Raw genomic sequence first — 19,281 nt, forward strand, 5'->3', positions numbered from 1 at the left:
CTTTACATAATGCGCTCCGGTTCATTGTCAATATAAACAGATAAACCATACTTTTTAACCTTTTGCGCAGAATCTTGAATTTGGTGTAATAATTGGTTGAGTTGATCCTCTTTTTTATATTTTACCAGTATTTGATAATAATATTGATTTTTTAAGCGAGAAATTGCGCTGGGAGTTGGTCCTAATACAATCGTTTGACGGTTTAATTGTGGCTGCAACCAATTCTTTATTTTATATGCTTCGCGAGCAGCATTTTGTTCTTTTTTAGCAGCAACTGAAATTAAAACCGTGTAAAAATAAGGTGGATAATTGCCTGCGTGGCGCACACGCATTTCATATTGATAGAACCGTTCATAATCCTGCGTTTGCGCCAGTTTGATGGCATAGTGATCAGGATTAAAAGTTTGAATGATAACTTCACCCTTTTTTTCGGCTCGGCCTGCTCTACCTGCTACTTGAGTCAAAAGCTCAAATGTTCTCTCAGAGGCATTGTAATCAGGCACCCACAGACCAGTATCAGCATTAATCACTCCTACAAGAGTAACGTTAGGAAAGTCTAACCCTTTGGCAATCATTTGTGTACCCAGTAAAATATCTGCTTCGTGATCACCAAAAGCATCCAATATTTTTTTAAAAGAACCTTTTCGTCTGGTGGTATCAACGTCCATACGTAAAATACGCGCCTCCGGTATTAACTTATTGAGTTCTGCCATGACCTTTTGCGTACCTGTACCCAAAAACCGAATATTTTTACTATGACAATTAGGACACTCTCTTGGAATAGCAGCAGTATAGCCACAATAATGGCACTGCATTTTTTGAGTATCTTTATGCATTGTTAACGATAGATCGCAATTAGGACATTTCATTACGTAGCCGCATTCTCTACAGAGCATAAAGTTGGCAAAACCACGTCGATTTAGCATTAGAATAACTTGTTCTTTATTTGCTATTCTATTTTTTATTGCCGTGACGAGTTCAACAGACAAGTCAAATTGACCGCCAGTAAAGTTGGCTTTTTTTAGGTCAATTAAGTTTACTGCAGGCAAACTTTGTTTATTTGCACGTTGTGGCAGCCGCAGTAATTGATAGACTCCCTTTTGTGCACGTGCTCTGCTCCCAAGTGCCGGCGTTGCACTACCTAATAGTAAAGGGCATGAGTTGTATTTGCTACGCCAAATAGCAACATCGCGCGCATGATAACGGGGATTATCTTCCTGTTTATAGGAAGATTCGTGTTCTTCATCAATCACGATTAACCCGATATTTGTTAATGGTGCAAATACAGCACTACGGGCTCCCACAACAACACGTACTTCACCACGTCTTATTCGGCGCCATTCGTCATATAATTCTCCTTCAGACAAGCCACTATGCAAAACAGCAACTTGTTCACCGAAATGACTTTTGACTTGTTCTACCATTTGTGGTGTTAAAGAAATCTCCGGTACCAGCATGAGTGCATTTTTGCCGATTTTTAAAGTTGCACTAATAGCATTTAAGTATACTTCGGTTTTGCCACTACCGGTCACACCTTCCAGCAGAAAAGTCTGCGCTTGTTTTTCATTAATGATCGGTATAATTTTTCTTAATGCGTTTTTCTGATCAGGATTCAAAATAATCTTTTTATTTTGATTTTCGTCTTCATCATAGTCATCTAGCGGATTACGATATATTTCCACCTGTTTTTTATTAAGCCAACCTTTTTTGACAGCATTAGTTAACGAAACAGTATTAATTTTGGCATCTTGCTCAATCTCGTTTTGTAAAAGAGGAAACTTGACATAATTTTCAATTAAAAACATGACCAGCTTTTTCTGTTTGGTGGCGTTTGAGCGTATCGCTTCATATATATTTACGTAATCTTCTTTTGTTTTTGTTAATAAATATTGGCTTTCAGTTTTAACTTTAGCGCGATTTTCCACCAGGTATTCGACTTTAGCATCATTTGAGCGTAAAAGATGGCGAATTTCAGCAATTTGCTTGTTGTTCGTCACTCTATTTAAGTCAAGTGGCTCTCCTTGAAAAAAGCCTAATTTTTTAGCTTTAGCAGATACTGGAACCAGAATTTTACGATAATTTGCGCGCATAACTCGAGGCAACATAGTTTTTAAAATTGAAATGCGATATGAATAAACGTGATTGGCTAAAGCTTGGGAGAGCGTAATTAATTCTTTGGTTAAAGGCGGCATCTCATCCACCACCAAAAGCAGGTCTTTTAATTCACCTTGATATTTACTTTTTGTACTTAGACCAATTACAAATCCTTGTACTTTCCGCGGGCCAAAAGGCACAAAAACGCGCGAACCAACCTCTACTTCGCCCAGTTCATCAGGGATATGATACTCAAAAACTCGATCTGTTTGCTTAGCAGCAACATCAACAATAACTTGCGCAATCATTAAATCACCTTGAAAAAATGACCTCCATCTCTTTTAGGATGGAGGTCATAAAATTTTATTAATTACTGATTAACCTCGCGATGATTGGGATCAACGGTAACTTTGCCAGCTTCTATTTCTTCTAAAGCTTTGCCAACAGGCTTTTGCGATTTATAATTTTTTAAAGCCTCAGGCTCACCGTCTTCCAACTCATGCGCCCTCTTAGCAGCTAAAACTGATAATGAATATCTTGAATCAACTTGAGCCAACAATTTATCTATAGATGGATATGTAACTCTCAATTTAATCCTCCCTAACCATTTTACGATATGTATCAATTACGCGTTTAACACTTACATGTTCCGCATCGACGATAGCTTTAATGTGATCAACAGCATTAGCCACGGTATCATTTACCACAGCATAATCATAATCCTGCATAACTAGAATCTCATGCCGAGCCTGCTTAATTCTGCCCATGATCACATCTTCGGATTCAGTGCCCCGATTTTCCAACCGCAAATGTAATGTATGCAAGTCAGGCGGTGTCAAAAATATAAAAACACCATCAGGCATCTTCTCACGCACTTTTTGCGCACCGTTGACGTCAATTTCTAGTAAAACATCTTTACCTTCATTAAGCATCTTCTTTACAGGTGCCAATGGAGTACCGTAAAAATTATTTACATATTGATTATACTCCAAAAGTTCACCTTGGTTGATAGCCTGCTCAAATCGCTCTTGAGTGACAAAATAATAATCTTTGCCGTTAACTTCACCAGGTCGAGGCTTTCTAGTGGTCATTGACACTGAATACTCAAACGGAAAGACTTTATTTTCCACAATTGCACTTTTAACGGTACCTTTTCCAACTCCCGAAGGTCCCGAAAGGACAAGTAACAAACCTTTTTCTGCCATGCCATACTCCCCTATCAAAAGCTATTACGTCTAGTTTGCACTAAAATGAAAATATTTTCAAGTTTTGACAATTTTATGTAATTAACTAGCAAGCAGTATATTGGATTTTACCAAAAATATTTGATTTAATACTTGTGTTTTTGAACAAATGTTCTTATAATATTGATAGTCAAACGAATGTTCGGTCTAAATTGAGGCATTTATAATGAAAAATTCACTAAGAAAAATATATCATTATTTTTTTGATTATGATGAAGATAGATTAAGCATATACAGTCAGTACAATTATGAAGTTTTGGCTGCCCTTAACAAAGCATTAATGCAACACTCTTTTGTCTTGATTTCTTATCAAGATGGTCTAAGTGAGATTGGTCAAATTACAGGACGAGTTTCTGCGGGAAGGTATGTTTTGCGCTCAGCCAATAAAAAAATAATCAAAATAATTGATCTTGATTCAATCTTTCGCATTGACTTTGCCTAAAACAACTGGACTTAATAAAAAATTTAGTCAAGAATCTTTATGATTCTTGGCTTTTTAAATACAATGTTTCGCTTAATATTTTAAAACCAGCTTTTTCATAAATATGAATAGCCGCTTTATTGGTGACGTCAGCATTTAAAGCAAAAACTCTGCTACCTTCTTTTTGCAAAATTGCAATCATTTTTTTGATAAAAAAAGTACCAAACCCTTGTCCCCGAAATGGCTTATCAATAAACAATCCGAAAAAGTAATCTTCATTATTACCATGATCAACGGCACAATAGCCAGCAATTTCATTATCTTTTAATAAAATAAAACTTTTAGTATCTTTATCCAACAAGGAATTTTTGATGTATTTAGTAGAGGTGGCAATGGCATCTCCAAAAGCGTTACTGTATGCCGTGGCAACTTGAGCAACGTAGTTCGTTGTTAAAGGCTTAACTGCTAAAACCTGCTTTAATTTGTCAGCCTTTTCAATTGATACTGGCTTTGAGGTTTGCATGTAATAATCAGAATCTTCTTTGACCACTGTTAAGTTACAATTTGCTAAAAAGTCTGGATTTTTTGCTAAAAAAACTTTTTCTGACACAAATTCCCATTTATGATAACCATATTGCAACATAATTTGTTTGGCATGCACCCACATCTTTGTAGCAACATGGTGCCTGCGAAATTCAGGATCAACTACCAAGTGAACTTCTACTTCTTCATTTGGACCGTCATCAGCATATAGCATTGTTAAACCGATTAACTTTTGTTCCTCATAAGCTAAGACAAATGTTGGCATATCACTAAAATAGTTGTATTTATTGCTTAAATAAATTTTTGAGTAGGTGTTATCAGCTTTATTTATTTTTTTATTTAAACCAATAGCCTGTTTGGTCTCCTCGTTATTTAAAGTAATTCTTTCAATAACTTTCATTCTTTTGCCTTTCAATATTATTTTTTCTTTTTTCTTTTAAAGCTCCTCATCAGATCCTTGGCATTTTGTTTAGCTGCCTGCGTCACGTCACTACCAGCCATCATTTCTGCAATTGCAGTTATTGTTTCTTCCTGAGTTAAAGGCCCGATTTGAGTATAAGTAGCACCATCTTTGACTTTCTTGGCTACCAAATATTTCTGATCTCCCGCAGCTGCTACTTGGGGTGAATGTGTAATCGCAATTACTTGTTTATTTTCACCAATTGAATGCAATTTTTGACCAATTGCCGCGGAAACGCGACCGGAGACGCCAGTATCAATTTCATCAAAAATCATTGTCCCCACTGGTTCAACTTTACTAAAAATTGCCTTCAAAGCCAGAATTAACCGTGATTGCTCTCCGCCAGAGACGATCTTAACTAGCGGCATTAATTCTTCACCGGGATTTGGCGCTATTAAGAAGACAATATTATCGGTGCCCTTCTTGGTAAAAGTCTTAGTTTTGGAAAAATCAATACTAAAACGGGCCTTAGCCATATAAAGATCTGCCAATTCCTGTTTTATTTTCTTTTCCAAAGTGGCTGCGACATTTTTCCTAATTTCATGCAAATTCTGTGCTTCAACTTTTAATTTATTTTCTAGTTCTCCCAGCTGTTTTTGCAATTTTTCTTCGTCAAGTCCGCCAGTTTCATATTGTCCCAGTTCCTTTTGTACTTTGGCATAAAATGCAAAAACATCCTCTAATGAAGGACCGTATTTTTTCTTTAAACCGTTAAGCAGATCCAGCCTATTTGAAACATACTGAAATCTTTCTTCATCAAAATCCATATCATCTAAGACATTTGACAGTTCACTACGGGCATCACTAATAGCGAAAACTCCGTCATCAATTGTCTTAGCTATATCTTTAAACTTAGACCCATACTCAGCCAATTCATTTGCAGCATTTTGCGCTTTTCCAAGTAAAGTTTCAATACCGTGATCTTCATCATCGTACATTTGCATTAAATAGTTTGCTGTATCAACAATTTTCTGATAATTATTTAACTCATCATATTCGTCTTCAAGCTCATCATCTTCATGAGGATCCTTTAAATCAGCTTTAGTTAATTCCTCATTTTGAAAAGATAAAATATCCTGCTTTTGTGCCAGTTCCTGTGCGTCTTGATGTAAATGATTAATTTGAGCAGTTAATTTTTGCCAACTACTAAAATCGGTTTGGTATTGGGCAAGCTCCTGCTTAAATTTGGAAGAGGCGTAATTATCCACCAGATCAATTTGCCTATCCTGATCCATTAAAATTTGTTGATCATTTTGACCGTGAATATCAACTAAATAATTACCCAGTTCGCGTAAAACATTAATCGTAGTCAGTTGACCGTTGATGCGCACGACATTTCTTCCTTTAGCAGCTAATTCACGGCTGATAATCAATTGCTCTTCTGAATCTGGTATACCATATTGTTCACAAAGTTCAGTAATCTTTTTAGTTTCATGATCCAGTTCAAACAGACCAGTGACCACAGCCTTTTTTTCACCACTACGGATCATTTCCTTTTGGCCGCGACCGCCCATCAATAGTGAAACTGCATCAATAATAATTGATTTACCAGCACCAGTTTCACCAATTAATACAGTCATATTTTCTTGGAAGCGAACCTTCAATGCTTTAATAATGGCAAAATTTTTAATATCCAGTTCAACTAACATATTCCTCTCCTAAAGATTGGCAACGGCCTGTGCAACAATATCTTCTGGTCTCTTAGCCCAGAGCAATTTGCCGCCATCTTTTTCATCTTTTTGTAAATGAATCAAAAATTCAATATTACCTTTACCACCTTTTATCGGCGAATAATCAAGATCAAGAACGTTAAAACCAATTTCGCGTGCTTTCTCTATGGTATGCTCAATTACGCTGCAATGGACGGCATGATCATGAACTATACCATGTTTGCCTACCTGATCAGGACCCGCTTCAAATTGGGGCTTAATTAGGCAAACAGCATCACACTGGTCTTTTAAGATCTGATACATCGGCGGCATAATTAAATCTAGTGAAATAAATGAAACATCTGTCATGGCAAAATCAGGCAAACCGTGAGTAAAGTCAGCAGGCTTGCTATAGCGAAAATTTTGCTTTTCCATCACTAGCACACGCGGATCATCACGTAATTGCCATGCCAGTTGGTTATAACCAACATCTAACGCATAGACCAATTTGGCATTATTTTGTAAGGCAACATCTGTAAAACCACCGGTAGATGCACCTATGTCTAGACAAATTTTGTTTGTTAAATCAATTTGAAAAGATTTTAAAGCTTTCGCAAGCTTAAACCCACCACGAGAAACATACTTTTTACCTGATTGTTTGACAAAAAAAGTTTCATCTATTGGAAAATTAGTACCACTTTTATCAATTCTTTGATGATTATGATCAGAAACTAATCCTGCCATAATAGCTCGCTGAGCCTGAGTTCGAGAATTAAATATTCCCTGCTTAACTAATAAAACGTCTGCTCTTTGTTTTGTCATTACAGTACCTTTTTATATAAATCAAGAAAGCCGGTCAAAATGTCTGAATCAATGTCTTTTAAGCAGTTTTGAGCATGTGCTATTAATTTATTCAATTCTACTCGGCTTTTGGTAATCCCAAGCAAGGTCAACGTGTTATTTTTACCGCTTTCCAAATCTTTATGTGTCTTTTTACCCGCTTCTGCACTGGTTTCGACTACATCGACTAAATCATCATAAATTTGATAAGAGCGGCCAAAATCTTGAGCAAACTGCAGTAGCAACTCTTTTTGAGAAGGACTGGCATTGCCATGTTCAACAGCCATTTCAACGCAGGCCTTAATTAAACAGCCTGTTTTTAACCATTCCATCTTGTTAATAAAATCAGAGTTATCAGCCACACTTTTGTTATTGGTAGAATCAATATCTAAATATTGACCACCAACCATACCGTTGGGACCAACTGCTTCAGTGATTATTGCCACTAATTTAGCTGAATTGCTTCCTTGTGCTATCCATTTTATGCCCATTGGCAGCAAGGCATCCCCAGCAAGAATCGCTTCGGCTTCACCCCATTTTTTATGGCTAGTTAACTTACCTCTGCGGTAATCATCATTATCCATAGCGGGCAAGTCATCATGAACTAATGAATAAGTATGAATAAGTTCAATCCCGCAGGCAATCCTAATTTCTTCAGCGTTTATTTGAAAATTAATGGCATCTAAAGTTGCCAAAAACAGTAAAGGACGAAGCCTTTTTCCTCCAGCCATTACGGAATAAAACATAATCTGACTAATCTTAGTATCATTAATTTCACTTTTTAAGTGATCTGCTAAATAGCTATCAATAATTGGTGTCCAAGTTGCTTTAAATTCTTTAAAAGTCATAATAATTCTTTTCTATTTTTCTGGTGCCGCAGCGTCATTTGGATCAAGTTTATGTTCAGTACCGTCACTGTCAATTAATTTAGCTACAGTTTCTTCAGCTGCAGTTAACTTTTTATTTAAATCACGACTTAGCTTTACACCAGCTTGAAACTGTTCAAGGGCATCTTCAAGCGGCACATCACCTTTTTCCAAATTATTAACAATTGTTTGCAATTCTGCTAATTCCTCTTCAAAATTATTTTTCTTCGTTGTCATTTTTATTTCTCCTAGTTGAACTAATTATAGCTTTGGCTTGTCCGTCTTTGAAATGGATATTGACTTCATCTTTAACTTTGGTCTGGCTAATTGAACTGATCGTTTTATCTGCTCTATCAGTGACATAGGTGTAACCCCTATTTAAAGTCTTAAGCGGACTATAATCATCTAGTTGCTGAGCAGTTTGTCCCAAAATATTGCTTTTTGCTTGTAAAAAATGCTTGATACTCGTAATTAGCTTTTGTTGACAAAAATCAATTTGCTGCAGTAAAGAAGTTACTTTTTTATTAGGACTAACTGCTATTAACTTTTGGTTTGTCAGCTGAAAATCGTGGCGCCCATTTTCCAACTGGTGCACCATATTATTGTGAAGCCTGTCACGCAGGATATCGAGCGTTTGGGCCTGTTCATCATAAAGTCTGGCAGGTTCGCGCATAATTACAGAATTAGTAATACGAGTTAAAGTGTCACGGCGCACCCTAATAATATTTTGTATACTGGAAACAAGAGCGTTCTGCAATTGCCTAATACTTATTAATTCATCAGGTAAATTTGGTGTAGCATATTCGGCAGCCGCAGTTGGAGTAGCTGCACGCACATCAGCCACTAAATCGCATAGGGTCGTATCAGTTTCATGACCAACTGAGGAAATGACTGGCATCTTCATGTCAAAAACCTGACGAACGACTCGTTCTTCATTAAAGGGCCACAGATCTTCAAGAGAACCGCCACCTCGACCAATAATCATGACATCGTACTTATCTTTGAATTGAGCTATTTGTTTCATAGCAGCCACTAATGAATCCGCGGCAGTATCTCCTTGAACTTGAGCCGGAAATAAATCAACTTCAGCATGAGGAAATCTTCTGTTCACTGTCACCAGAATGTCATGAATAACTGCTCCCGAGGCACTGGTTACAACAGCGATATAATCGGGATAATGCGGCAAAGGCTTTTTATATTGCTTATCAAATAAGCCTTCTTTTGCTAATTTCTGCTGCAACTGCTGTAACTGTTCGTATAACGCGCCCAGTCCAGCCGGTTCCATCGATTCTGCATAAAATTGATAAGATCCTTGCGGACTATAAACGTTTACATATCCAGTCACATAAACTTTCATACCTTCTTCTGGTTTAAATTTCACTTTATCAAAATAGGAGCGAAACATTACCACATTAATCTTAGATTTTTCATCTTTCAGAGAAAAATACTGGTGTGAATTGCGGCGAAAGCGAAAGTTTGATAATTCTCCTTGAAGAAAAACTTTATGTAAATACGGGTCATTTTTAAATTTCTGTGTGATATAGTAATTTAAATCTGAAACCGTAAGATACTTACTATTTTCCATGTTTTCTCCTTGTCAACTGAACTACCTGCTCCATTAAAGATTCAACCGTCAATGGACCTACTCCACCTGGAACAGGAGTGATATAGCTAGCGACATTGGTTACATGAGCATAATCAACATCCCCTACTATTTTGCCGTAAAAGCGATTTATTCCTACATCTATTATAACAGCACCTTTTTTTACCATATCTGCCTTTACCAGATTAGGTTGTCCCGCAGCAGCAACCAACACGTCTGCCCTCTTAGTATACTCGGATAATTTTTTAGTTTTTAAGTGCAGAATTGATACAGTTGCATCCCGCTCAAGCATCAGTGCCGCAAGGGGCTTGCCCACTATACTACTGCGACCAATAATAACCACATTCTTACCCTTCAACTCAATATGATAATAATCTAATAGTGTTAAAATGCCATGCGCAGTTGCAGGTTCAACAAAATGGTCACCGCGCCACAAGCGGCCGACATTTGCGGGAGTTAAGCAATCTACATCTTTTTCAGGGTCAATCGCAGCCAGAGCTTCATTTAAGTCAATCTGCCCGGGTACAGGCAATTGAATCATGATACCATTGACTTTTTCTTCTTCATTCAGACAATTTATCAAACTTAGCAGCTCTTTTTGTGTCACAGAAGATGATAATTGAAACAATTTTTGTTTGATGCCGATCTCTTTTGCTCGTCTTTTTTTAGTTCTTAAATAAATTTTACTACTGGGATCATTACCAATATTAATTACGCAGAATAAAGGTTGTATGCCCTCACTTTTTAAATGGGTTACCTTTTGTTTAAGTTTAGTAGCTCGTAAGTCAGCTAAGTGCTTGCCGTCCAAAAGTTGTGCCATTAAGTCTATTCCTTTTCTAAAAAAATAGCCGGCTTAAAGCCGACTATTAGTTATTTTTGAATAAAATTTGCCAACACACCATTAATAAATGGTTTACTTTTAGGATCAGCAAATTCATCACACAAGTTTAAAGCTTCATTTACTGCAGCTTTGGGCTCAATTTCTTTACTGTACTTTATTTCATATAAAGCAACTTCCAAAATTGCTAACGAAATCTGATTAATCCGATTGATACGCCAGTTTTTTTTCAAAAAACTAGCCAACTCACCTTTTAATTCATCCCGCTTTTCAATTACGCCTTCAATTATTTCTTTGGCATAAGCAGAAAGTTCTTTCAAATCAAGCATTGCAACAGTTTTAGCTTCAACTTCAGCAGCTGAATACTTAACATCCTGATTAGCCAAATACACAGCCTGCATTGCAACTCTACGACTTTGGTGTTGATTCATTTTTACTCTTTTCATCTATGTCAGAAAATAGCTGAGAAGTTCCGCTGCCATCTTCATCGTCATCGTCTGGAAATTCTAAGCCGGTAACATGAACATTAATTTCATTAAGAGTTAAGTCTGTCATCTGCAATACTTGTTGCTTTAAAGATTTTTGTAGATCCATTGCAATCTTAGGTACATTTCTACCCGCCTCAATAGAGACGTAAACATCAGCAACCAAATTGTGTTCATCGTCAATATTTACGGATACACCTTTACCGCGGTCTTCTCTTCCTAAAACGCGATTGATCCCAGACTTGACATTGCCGTGCATTCCAGCAACTCCGTCAACTTTTTCGGCAGCAATGCCCATAATAACTTCAAGAACACTTGGATCTATTTCAATTTCTTCACCGTTATTTTTATCATCTAAGACAATTTTTGAACTATCTGCCATTTTTGTTTACCTCGAATAATTATTTGTTCGCACGAGATACATAAGTACCATCGACTGTATTAATTACTAAAACATCGCCTTCATTAATAAAGAAAGGTACGTTAACGACTAAACCAGTTTCCATAGTTGCAGGCTTACCACCACCAGAAGACGTGTCACCTTTAATATTAGGCTCTGTTTTGCCAACCGTCAATTCAACAGTATTAGGCAACTGAATTCCTAAAGTCTGGCCTTCATGCATAATAACGCTAATTTCCATGTTTTCCTTTAAAAACTTAGCTTCATCTTTTATTTGTTCATTCGGAATTGCTAGCTGGTCATAAGTCTTATTATCCATAAAGACATAACTTGAACCATCATTATATAGATACTGCATAGTTTTTGTTTCAATTTCAGCAGTCTCAACCTTAGCGGTAGAACGGAAAGTATATTCCTGCACAGCACCTGTATTTAAGCTCTTCAGCTTTGAACGCACAAATGCACTACCCTTACCAGGCTTAACGTGTTGAAATTCAACTATACGCCATAAGTCATTATTATACTTAATGGTCAAGCCATTCTTAAATTCGTTAACTGATATCATTGTCATATTGAGTACCTCATCTCCATAATATTATCTTACCAATTAGTAAGCGATTTTACTATAATTATTATTTAACTTTTACAAAGAAATTAAGTTGTCTTTAGGCAAGGTTGACAGTGTTTCAGGAGTTTGATCATGAATCAGAATATCGTCCTCAATCCTTACGCCACCTTTATTAGGCAGATATATTCCTGGTTCAACTGTATGCACCATATTGTTAAGCAATTCTTGTTTGCCAAATGGTAGAGCTGGTTGGCATAATTCGTGAATTTCTAAGCCGATGCCATGACCGATACCGTGACCAAAATATTGCCCGTATCCTTGTTCAGTGATATAACTTCTTGCAGCCTGGTCAACATCACTACCATGATTACCTTTAACCGCAGCGGCAATGCCACGACGCTGTGCTTCGTGAACAATCTGATATATTTTATGCATTTCCTGGTCGACTTTGCCAACGGCCACTGTTCTGGTAATATCAGCAGCATAACCATGGTAGAAGGCACCAAAGTCAATCACTACCATATCACCATCTTCAATCACTTTGTCACTTGCAACTCCATGAGCCCAAGCAGATCTAACTCCTGAAGCAATAATGGTGTCAAAACTAGGCCCATCTCCGCCGTTAATTTTAAAATAGTAATCTAATTTAGCTCCGATTTTCCGTTCTACCGCTCCCGGTTTGATTAGCGGCAATATTTCGTTAAAGCTATCCATTGAAATATCAATTGCTTTGCGTAAAGTTTCTAACTCAAGCCAATCTTTAACGTTGCGTACTTTTTCGACTAATTCTTCACAAATCTCAAAGTCAACCTGCGGATTTAACTTTTGCAACTTGTTAAATTCAACTGCTGAAACAAATTCACCTTCAACCAAGACCTTTTTGAGATTTGCTTTCTGCAACTGCTTTGCAATTTCAACGTCTTGGTCTTCTTTTTTCATTATTACACTAATTTCGCCCGGAGCCTGCGCCTTAATCTGATCATCAAAGCGTGAATCAGAAAGAAGAATACGATCTCCTTGAGTGGTTAAAATTAACTGAGCTTCTTCACCAGTAAAGTTCGTAAGATAACGATAATTAGCCTGATTAAAAATTAGTAAGCCATCAGCATTTTGCTCTTTTATCAAATCAATTACTTTGCTTATTCGCCTATTAATTAAAGTTAATAATTCATCTTCTTCAGCCATAATTATATTCTCCTGTTAATCTTTCGTGTTTCGGTTTTATCTAAATTTTAACCCTAAAGATATTCAAATTACTATCCATTCTTTTGTAAAATAAAGCAGAAAAAAGACGAGAAGCATATGCTTTTCGTCTTCTTATTTAAGAACTAAATTACTTAGCTTCTTCTTCAACGGGAATAACAGAAACTTGCTTTCTGTATTTATCCTTCCGTTCAAACTTAACTACACCGTTAACCAATGCAAATAAAGTATCGTCTCCACCTTGGCCAACATTTTTACCTGGGTGAATCTTAGTACCACGTTGACGATAGATAATTGAGCCGGCGTGAATAGTTTGACCATCTGCAGCTTTGGCGCCTAAGCGACGACCAGCTGAATTACGGCCGTTAGCAGTAGAACCTCCACCTTTGTGGTGGGCAAATAATTTAAGATTTAAAATATTCATCATTATTTCACCTCTAGTTTAATTCAATTTTTTCAACTGTAACCTTAGTATAAGGTTGACGGTGACCATATTTTGAATGTGAGTGCTTCTTTGGCTTGTACTTAAAAGTAACTACTTTCTTTTCCTTGCCCTGCTTTTCAACTTTAGCTACAACTTTAGCACCTTTAACTAAAGGTGTACCAACTTTAACGTCTTTGCCATCAGAAGTAAGAACTACTTCGTCAAAAGTTACTTCATTACCTTCAGCAGCTTCTAGCTTTTCAACAAAAACACTATCGCCTTCAGCAACTTTATATTGCTTACCACCGGTTTTAATAATTGCGTACATTTACTACCCTCCAAAAATTACTTAGACTCGCCAATCGAGGTGCTTAAAAAGACTTATTGCCCCGAAATGTGCGGTTGCAGATGTGGAGGAAACCACAAATACAACTACTTTATAATACTACTCTGACTAATTGTTGGCAATAAAAAATACCTTCATTGTTAAATAAAATTACAATTATATTTGCCATTTACCGCCATGCACTTTAGCAATATTTTCCGTAACAATAAATGCTTCATTATCAATCGCTCGAGCTTTAGCCACCAGTTGACCATATTCATTAGTGTCAACCACAATAACCAATTGCTGTTTATCCTGGTCGCTATAGCCGCCAACCACATTATATACGGTCAGTCCATCATAATCGTGCTGTAACATTTGGCGAATTTCTTCCAACTTAATATTACTCATAATACGCACTTGGTATTTTTTATCAAAACCAGTTTCAGTGTAGCGCATAGTAATAGTCGTAATTATTTGAGAAAAGGCTGCCAATAGAAAAGCTTCAACACCGTCTACGAAAATGTTCAAGAAAATGACTGACATATCAATAACCATTAAGGACAGTGCGGGATCAACAAAGAAATATTTTTTGATGATTAATGGTGGGATTGTTGTCCCTCCCGATGAGGCATTAATCCGGTAAAGCATTGAAACACCAACGCCCATTAAAACGCCACCATAAATTACAGCCATCATATTATTTGAAGTTAATTTAAAACTAGGTGTAATCGCCATTAAAATCGGAATCAAAAAGCTTCCTAATGCTACCTTCTTTAAAGTTTCCTTACCTAAAAACACAGCAGCAAGTATCAGCATTATTGAGTTAACAACAAAAACCGAAACGGAACGGTTAATTCCCCAAACAGCTTCAATTAAGATTGAAATACCTGTAGAACCACCTGCAGCAACATTAATTGGCGCATAAAAAAAGTTAACTGATATTGTAATTATTTCTAATCCAGCTAGAAAGAATAACCAGTATTGCCATGTGTGTGACTGTTTTTTAGCTTTCATCTCATCTTCCTTCCATAAAATTGTTATTTTATATTGTACAGGAAAAACGCCAAATTATGCAAGAAATGTGGGCTTTTTGATTGGTTAAGGCTATACTTGTTATCTGTCAAAAACATAATAGTTAAAACATTTTCTTAAATTATTAAGAAATTATAAAGAAAATTTTTTCTACTTATCTGCTAAGCGATAATTAATTGTCTGGTTACCTTCATAAGCGGGAAGACCATTTTCAGCTCGATATAATGCACGTTCAAATGCTTGGTAACCTTTACTTGAACTAACTGCAAACTTAATATGATATTTATTGGCAAATTCACTGATATTCCAGGTACTGTCATGTGCCGCAAAAGCAGTTACCAATATGACAATATCTAAATCTTTTATTTGGTTTTCAATTACTTTTTTCTTGCCCTGAAAAGCATCAATTGGAATTGGTATACCATGATAGCAATTAACTACACTTTCAAGTACGGCTTCGTTTTGATTATCACCAACAGCAATTCCAACACGTTGATAATGAAGGTCCATTTCAAGTCGCGGTATTTTAGTATCTTTTGTTTCTTTCTTAGTTTTTTTCTTTCTAATTTGCGGATCTTTGGGCTGTTCAAGTTGATACACCCAGCGGATCTGAATTGCTTCTGCAGGATTTTTCTTCAAGCGCACATCACCATCATACCAAGCTAAATCTACGATAGAGCCATCAGTTAGGCGAATATTTTCATCCCAATACTTACTTGAATCAACGGGTAAAAGAATTTGCTTACCGTGAACCCGCAATTTTTTACCTTGTGCATTGCGAGTAATTGCCAAATGTCCAGACCTTCCCTGCACCACAGCGTATTTAAAAGTAGAAATGGCATCGACTTCCATACTGGGTAGATCACGAAACCCAACAACTCGTAAAATAGTCGCATCATAGTGCGAATTTTTATCTTCTGGAATCGCTTCGACAATGTCGCCGCTTTTTAAATTCAAGGAATGTATTTGTGATTCTGTTAAAGTAAAAACCGTACGATTACTATCATTAATTAAGTCACAACCCGTTAGTAAACGAATTACTGTATATCTCTTGCCTTTACGGTAGTCCCTTTGAGGCTTTTTTATGGGCGCTAGTGCTTGCTCAAAAACTTTTTTATCAATCAGGTCTTTTGTAGCCGGGGCTGAGTTGAGAGCTTTTTTTAAAGCAACTAAATTTTGTCTATACTCTTTATTAATGCTGGGAGCAAGAGTTAGTTGCTGAATAGCGGAAAGGGCTGAATTTTTGGCAGAAAGATCTGCAGTATTGCTGATAAAACGCGTCAGACTTTTTAACAGCAAATTAAGTTGTTGGAAATCGACCTCCACGTTGTTTTTAGCACTTTCTGGGCTATTATTTGTATCTGTGTCAGCGGTCATACCCAAGATTAGTTTAATTGCAGCCAGTCCGTTTTTTAAGCTTTTCTCATCTCCAGCCGTCTGATTAAGAATTCTTTTTAAATTATTACGATAATCGAACATGTTTATACCTATCTCTTTTGTAATTTACTTTAGTATAGCAAATGCAAAAAAGCCCAGCGTAGTGCTAGGCTTAAAGTCAAAAATTTTTACTAGAAAGCTCCACCACCTGAACCTCCACCGAAGCCACCGGATGAGCCACTGGAAAAACTGCTTGACCCGGTAGATATACTTTCGTTAAAGCAAGAATCAAAGTTAGCAGAAAAGCTATCTTTGCCGGTATTAGAAACAAAACCATAGTAAAAGTAATCACTACGTGCCAGTTCTTCTTGAGTGAATTCTATTTTCAGTTCTTTCATTACTTTATTGGCTAAGCCAAAAGCAACGGCATAAGGCATGATATCCTCCCACAAAATGAGATCACCAACATCCCTCATCTTAAACTTACCGATATCTTTTAGCATCTTCTTGAAACCACGTATCTTTTCAGTTTCAATTTTTCCTTTTTCTGAATAAATACCAGTCTGCCTGATAATGAAAATCAGCGCCAGCAAACTCAAAATCAGAATCAAAGCCTCGCCAAAAACTATCACTAAGATAAATTTAAGTGAGCTCATGAGAGCTACTACCGAAGCAGCGAAACTGATGACCATCATTAAAATTATGATTGCTATATTTTTATTTTTACGATTTATTAATGAATCGGGCAAATATATTTGCTTTTCTTTACTATCAAAATAATCTCCTGCCCAAAAGTCAAAATCATTGCCTAATCTCTTACCATGATATTTTTTCAAGGCTTGAGTGGTAAAACTAGTTCCATCCCCAATCTTGTTAAAGAGTGTTTTCATTAACCGGCTTTCGTCAACAATACTTTCGTCTATCGCGGTTATCCGATAATAAGTTTTAATATGGGCTTTATAATCTTCAATCCTAATTTTTTTCTGTGCTGCCAGTTCCATCAAATAAGCGGTAAACGCGCGATTATCCGGCTGTTTTGCAGTATCCAAAATCTGCACTAATATGGGATCCACATCAGGTATTTCATAGTTATGGGCTAGTTCGCGAATTTTGCGGGGCATAAAACCAATCTTTTTGGTCCTAAAACCCTTAATGATACCTAAAAGTCCTGCAATTAGACTCACAGCAATTAGCCAGAGACTTCTTCTTACCCCTTTTTTTTGCTTTAATTCCGTATTTCGCGCTAACTCTTTCTCCTGCTTTATCACTGCCTGACGGTGATTCTTATCTTTGACATTTTTATTGTTGGCAGTAATTTTAGGAGGGAAAATAGTATGAACTTCAATACCCATGTCACCAGCGAGATTTTCAGCTGTCATGACAATTTTTCCTTTTTGAGGATTAACTTGCAGATGACCATCGAGTGGTCCGTGGGCCCATGCTTTTAGACCCTTTACAGGCCCTGGAAAAATAACACTGGCTCTGACATAGTCCAAATCCCTATCCCAGCCATTGCCGATAATCTTAAAGTTAAGTTCAGCAACATCACGATAATTGGTAATAGCGTTAGTGATGCGATAAAAATAAGTAACGGTGAAAAGGCGGTTACTTTTTATTTTATGAAATACCTTAAAACGGTATCCCTTTTTATTTCTTTTAAGATCATAATCATCAGTTTTGTGTGCCTTTTTTTGACCGTCCTTGACTGTCACTTTGATATCGTCAATTTTCTGATTTGATTGCAAATTCTGACGATAATAAACACCGTTGGCAGAACTGTTAAATTTATAGGTGATTGCCCTTTTCATCGACAATGAACCATCAGAATTCACTTTAGCAGTAGTAATGTTTTTAGCAATATCATAATCAACATCTGCTTTTACTTCTTGTCCAGAAACAAAACAAAATAAAAGAATTCCTATAAGAGGTATCAGTTTTAGAATTTTATGTTTCATGCTTTTTCCTATCTTTCTCTCTTCACTTTTCTTTATTATACAGATTATAAATCACAATTAACAAATCAATTCTCCTCCTTTCTTTTTTATCATCAATATTAGCTTTAAAAATAAGTTGAACAAAAAAGAAATTTCCGGTTGCAATTGCAAAAACTTTTCTCTATAATAGTTAATGTTCTTGCGCGGGAATACGCAAAACTAACGGTCTGGTAGCTCAGCTGGATAGAGCAACGGTCTTCTAAACCGTGGGTCGTGAGTTCGAATCTCACCCGGATCACTTTGATAATAAAAAGAACTATAACAAAGTTTGTTATAGTTCTTTTTTGTTTTGTACTAATACTAGTCCTTCTTAATTTTTGAAATCAAATTTTTTTGCCGCTTGGGATTTAAACGGTAATAGCCGGAGAATATTCCTAAAAATGTTAAAACAATCGTACCAATGACCAAAAGCAAGATGCTGTCTTCATGAAGTTCGCCGATGAATTCATATAAAGATGAAACCATCTTTAACCAACCACCTAAAGAAACAAAATACCAGGCTGTAGCCTTATCGATAAAGCTCATAGCAGTACGTAAATCAGATTCATTTTTGATAATACTACCAAGAATTCTGACGGCCCGCCTTTTTTCAAGATAAATTTTGACAATAGGTATAATCCAGTACAAAGGAGAAATCTTTGGCTGAGCTTTACTTGATTGATTGAACTCTTTTAAAAACCATTCGTAATCATAAAGTTCCATTAGTCCTTGATATAGAGGAAATGCGAATAATAACCAGTCTCCCAAAAAACTAATGCAGTTGATAAATAGTGAGATAATAAACACTTCTTTCTTTGATATAAACCAATCTTTTTTTACTTTAAGATATTCTAGTCGTTACAAAATAATTATTCAAAAAGTTTATTTTGATACAAATTATCTTGTAAGCATAATATTAAAATTTGAAAAATA

The 19,281-nt window shown here is 36.3% G+C and carries 21 protein-coding genes, 1 tRNA gene and 1 other annotated feature; of the genes, 2 read left to right on the top strand and 20 right to left on the bottom strand.

Translation table 11 applies throughout. The annotated features are described in order from the left end of the window. Nucleotides 1-2 precede the first annotated feature (2 nt). The 3 genes from priA to gmk all read right to left on the bottom strand — a co-directional run bounded on the left by priA (nt 3) and on the right by gmk (nt 3,299). A complete protein-coding gene (gene priA, locus DLD54_RS05410; RefSeq protein ID WP_109918518.1) occupies nt 3-2,402 on the bottom strand; it encodes a primosomal protein N' in 2,400 nt (799 codons plus the stop codon). 62 nt (nt 2,403-2,464) lie between these two features. Continuing rightward, nucleotides 2,465-2,683, bottom strand: coding sequence for a DNA-directed RNA polymerase subunit omega (rpoZ, locus tag DLD54_RS05415; RefSeq protein WP_038523130.1), 219 nt, complete (start codon nt 2,681-2,683; stop codon nt 2,465-2,467). Nucleotide 2,684: 1 nt separating this feature from the next. After that, nucleotides 2,685-3,299 (bottom strand): guanylate kinase, encoded by a 615-nt coding sequence (gmk, locus tag DLD54_RS05420; RefSeq protein WP_038523133.1) that lies wholly within the window; start codon nt 3,297-3,299, stop codon nt 2,685-2,687. 205 nt (nt 3,300-3,504) lie between these two features. Between gmk and DLD54_RS05425 the strand changes: the two genes are divergently transcribed. Continuing rightward, nucleotides 3,505-3,780, top strand: a complete 276-nt coding sequence (locus DLD54_RS05425) for a hypothetical protein (protein ID WP_038523135.1) — start codon at nt 3,505-3,507, stop codon at nt 3,778-3,780. Nucleotides 3,781-3,817: 37 nt separating this feature from the next. On the opposite strand, the gene DLD54_RS05430 is transcribed toward DLD54_RS05425, so the two are convergent. The 16 genes from DLD54_RS05430 to DLD54_RS05505 form a co-directional block, all read right to left on the bottom strand. Next, entirely contained in the window at nt 3,818-4,702 is an 885-nt protein-coding gene (locus tag DLD54_RS05430) for a GNAT family N-acetyltransferase (protein WP_147442458.1), read from the bottom strand. 17 nt (nt 4,703-4,719) lie between these two features. Further along, nucleotides 4,720-6,411 carry a DNA repair protein RecN gene (gene recN / locus DLD54_RS05435; protein ID WP_109918520.1) on the bottom strand — a complete coding sequence of 564 codons (1,692 nt, stop codon included), beginning with the start codon at nt 6,409-6,411 and terminating at the stop codon, nt 4,720-4,722. A gap of 9 nt (nt 6,412-6,420) precedes the next feature. Further along, nucleotides 6,421-7,233 (bottom strand): TlyA family RNA methyltransferase, encoded by an 813-nt coding sequence (locus DLD54_RS05440; RefSeq protein ID WP_109918521.1) that lies wholly within the window; start codon nt 7,231-7,233, stop codon nt 6,421-6,423. Beyond that, a complete protein-coding gene (locus DLD54_RS05445; protein ID WP_109918522.1) occupies nt 7,233-8,099 on the bottom strand; it encodes a polyprenyl synthetase family protein in 867 nt (288 codons plus the stop codon). The genes DLD54_RS05440 and DLD54_RS05445 overlap by 1 nt, the downstream gene beginning before the upstream one ends. A gap of 12 nt (nt 8,100-8,111) precedes the next feature. Then, nucleotides 8,112-8,354, bottom strand: coding sequence for an exodeoxyribonuclease VII small subunit (locus DLD54_RS05450; RefSeq protein WP_038523150.1), 243 nt, complete (start codon nt 8,352-8,354; stop codon nt 8,112-8,114). After that, nucleotides 8,335-9,702 carry an exodeoxyribonuclease VII large subunit gene (gene xseA / locus DLD54_RS05455; protein ID WP_109918523.1) on the bottom strand — a complete coding sequence of 456 codons (1,368 nt, stop codon included), beginning with the start codon at nt 9,700-9,702 and terminating at the stop codon, nt 8,335-8,337. Before xseA ends, DLD54_RS05450 begins: the two co-directional genes overlap by 20 nt. Beyond that, complete coding sequence (locus DLD54_RS05460) at nt 9,692-10,540, bottom strand: tetrahydrofolate dehydrogenase/cyclohydrolase catalytic domain-containing protein (protein WP_109918524.1); 849 nt, start codon at nt 10,538-10,540, stop codon at nt 9,692-9,694. The genes xseA and DLD54_RS05460 overlap by 11 nt, the downstream gene beginning before the upstream one ends. Before the next feature lie 50 nt (nt 10,541-10,590). After that, nucleotides 10,591-10,989, bottom strand: coding sequence for a transcription antitermination factor NusB (nusB, locus tag DLD54_RS05465; protein ID WP_109918525.1), 399 nt, complete (start codon nt 10,987-10,989; stop codon nt 10,591-10,593). Then, nucleotides 10,967-11,425 carry an Asp23/Gls24 family envelope stress response protein gene (locus DLD54_RS05470; RefSeq protein WP_038523163.1) on the bottom strand — a complete coding sequence of 153 codons (459 nt, stop codon included), beginning with the start codon at nt 11,423-11,425 and terminating at the stop codon, nt 10,967-10,969. The genes nusB and DLD54_RS05470 overlap by 23 nt, the downstream gene beginning before the upstream one ends. Before the next feature lie 19 nt (nt 11,426-11,444). After that, nucleotides 11,445-12,014, bottom strand: coding sequence for an elongation factor P (efp, locus tag DLD54_RS05475; protein WP_109918526.1), 570 nt, complete (start codon nt 12,012-12,014; stop codon nt 11,445-11,447). A 72-nt stretch (nt 12,015-12,086) separates the two neighbouring features. Continuing rightward, nucleotides 12,087-13,196, bottom strand: coding sequence for a M24 family metallopeptidase (locus DLD54_RS05480; protein ID WP_109918527.1), 1,110 nt, complete (start codon nt 13,194-13,196; stop codon nt 12,087-12,089). Nucleotides 13,197-13,344: 148 nt separating this feature from the next. Beyond that, nucleotides 13,345-13,644, bottom strand: coding sequence for a 50S ribosomal protein L27 (gene rpmA / locus DLD54_RS05485; RefSeq protein ID WP_276308982.1), 300 nt, complete (start codon nt 13,642-13,644; stop codon nt 13,345-13,347). Between the two features lie 7 nt (nt 13,645-13,651). Next, nucleotides 13,652-13,966: a 50S ribosomal protein L21 gene (gene rplU, locus DLD54_RS05490; protein ID WP_038523174.1), complete on the bottom strand. Its 315-nt coding sequence runs from the start codon at nt 13,964-13,966 to the stop codon at nt 13,652-13,654. Nucleotides 13,967-13,979: 13 nt separating this feature from the next. Beyond that, nucleotides 13,980-14,052 (bottom strand) — a sequence feature (ribosomal protein L21 leader region). A gap of 88 nt (nt 14,053-14,140) precedes the next feature. Further along, the gene (locus DLD54_RS05495) at nt 14,141-14,980 is read right to left on the bottom strand and encodes a YitT family protein (RefSeq protein ID WP_109918528.1); all 840 of its coding nucleotides are present in this window, start codon (nt 14,978-14,980) and stop codon (nt 14,141-14,143) included. A gap of 168 nt (nt 14,981-15,148) precedes the next feature. After that, a complete protein-coding gene (locus tag DLD54_RS05500) occupies nt 15,149-16,477 on the bottom strand; it encodes a DUF2325 domain-containing protein (RefSeq protein ID WP_109918529.1) in 1,329 nt (442 codons plus the stop codon). 89 nt (nt 16,478-16,566) lie between these two features. Then, complete coding sequence (locus tag DLD54_RS05505; protein ID WP_109918530.1) at nt 16,567-18,330, bottom strand: DUF2207 domain-containing protein; 1,764 nt, start codon at nt 18,328-18,330, stop codon at nt 16,567-16,569. A gap of 203 nt (nt 18,331-18,533) precedes the next feature. Here DLD54_RS05505 and DLD54_RS05510 point away from each other — a divergent pair. Beyond that, nucleotides 18,534-18,607: transfer RNA gene (locus tag DLD54_RS05510), tRNA-Arg, on the top strand. Between the two features lie 62 nt (nt 18,608-18,669). On the opposite strand, the gene DLD54_RS05515 is transcribed toward DLD54_RS05510, so the two are convergent. After that, nucleotides 18,670-19,071 (bottom strand): hypothetical protein, encoded by a 402-nt coding sequence (locus tag DLD54_RS05515; RefSeq protein WP_052059662.1) that lies wholly within the window; start codon nt 19,069-19,071, stop codon nt 18,670-18,672. Nucleotides 19,072-19,281 lie beyond the last annotated feature (210 nt).

The organism is Lactobacillus helsingborgensis (genome assembly GCF_003173695.1).
In the GTDB taxonomy this organism is placed as follows: domain Bacteria; phylum Bacillota; class Bacilli; order Lactobacillales; family Lactobacillaceae; genus Lactobacillus; species Lactobacillus helsingborgensis.

Bases quoted from the DNA above. Each gene is read 5' to 3' on its own strand.
- DLD54_RS05450 (WP_038523150.1), bottom strand. From the start codon at position 8,354: ATGACAACGAAGAAAAATAATTTTGAAGAGGAATTAGCAGAATTGCAA.
- rplU (WP_038523174.1), bottom strand. From the start codon at position 13,966: ATGTACGCAATTATTAAAACCGGTGGTAAGCAATATAAAGTTGCTGAA.
- DLD54_RS05445 (WP_109918522.1), bottom strand. From the start codon at position 8,099: ATGACTTTTAAAGAATTTAAAGCAACTTGGACACCAATTATTGATAGC.
- priA (WP_109918518.1), bottom strand. From the start codon at position 2,402: ATGATTGCGCAAGTTATTGTTGATGTTGCTGCTAAGCAAACAGATCGA.
- DLD54_RS05470 (WP_038523163.1), bottom strand. From the start codon at position 11,425: ATGGCAGATAGTTCAAAAATTGTCTTAGATGATAAAAATAACGGTGAA.
- xseA (WP_109918523.1), bottom strand. From the start codon at position 9,702: ATGGAAAATAGTAAGTATCTTACGGTTTCAGATTTAAATTACTATATC.
- DLD54_RS05460 (WP_109918524.1), bottom strand. From the start codon at position 10,540: ATGGCACAACTTTTGGACGGCAAGCACTTAGCTGACTTACGAGCTACT.
- recN (WP_109918520.1), bottom strand. From the start codon at position 6,411: ATGTTAGTTGAACTGGATATTAAAAATTTTGCCATTATTAAAGCATTG.
- DLD54_RS05425 (WP_038523135.1), top strand. From the start codon at position 3,505: ATGAAAAATTCACTAAGAAAAATATATCATTATTTTTTTGATTATGAT.
- DLD54_RS05515 (WP_052059662.1), bottom strand. From the start codon at position 19,071: ATGGAACTTTATGATTACGAATGGTTTTTAAAAGAGTTCAATCAATCA.
- gmk (WP_038523133.1), bottom strand. From the start codon at position 3,299: ATGGCAGAAAAAGGTTTGTTACTTGTCCTTTCGGGACCTTCGGGAGTT.
- DLD54_RS05505 (WP_109918530.1), bottom strand. From the start codon at position 18,330: ATGAAACATAAAATTCTAAAACTGATACCTCTTATAGGAATTCTTTTA.
- DLD54_RS05500 (WP_109918529.1), bottom strand. From the start codon at position 16,477: ATGTTCGATTATCGTAATAATTTAAAAAGAATTCTTAATCAGACGGCT.
- nusB (WP_109918525.1), bottom strand. From the start codon at position 10,989: ATGAATCAACACCAAAGTCGTAGAGTTGCAATGCAGGCTGTGTATTTG.
- DLD54_RS05430 (WP_147442458.1), bottom strand. From the start codon at position 4,702: ATGAAAGTTATTGAAAGAATTACTTTAAATAACGAGGAGACCAAACAG.
- DLD54_RS05480 (WP_109918527.1), bottom strand. From the start codon at position 13,196: ATGGCTGAAGAAGATGAATTATTAACTTTAATTAATAGGCGAATAAGC.
- DLD54_RS05440 (WP_109918521.1), bottom strand. From the start codon at position 7,233: ATGACAAAACAAAGAGCAGACGTTTTATTAGTTAAGCAGGGAATATTT.
- DLD54_RS05495 (WP_109918528.1), bottom strand. From the start codon at position 14,980: ATGAAAGCTAAAAAACAGTCACACACATGGCAATACTGGTTATTCTTT.
- efp (WP_109918526.1), bottom strand. From the start codon at position 12,014: ATGACAATGATATCAGTTAACGAATTTAAGAATGGCTTGACCATTAAG.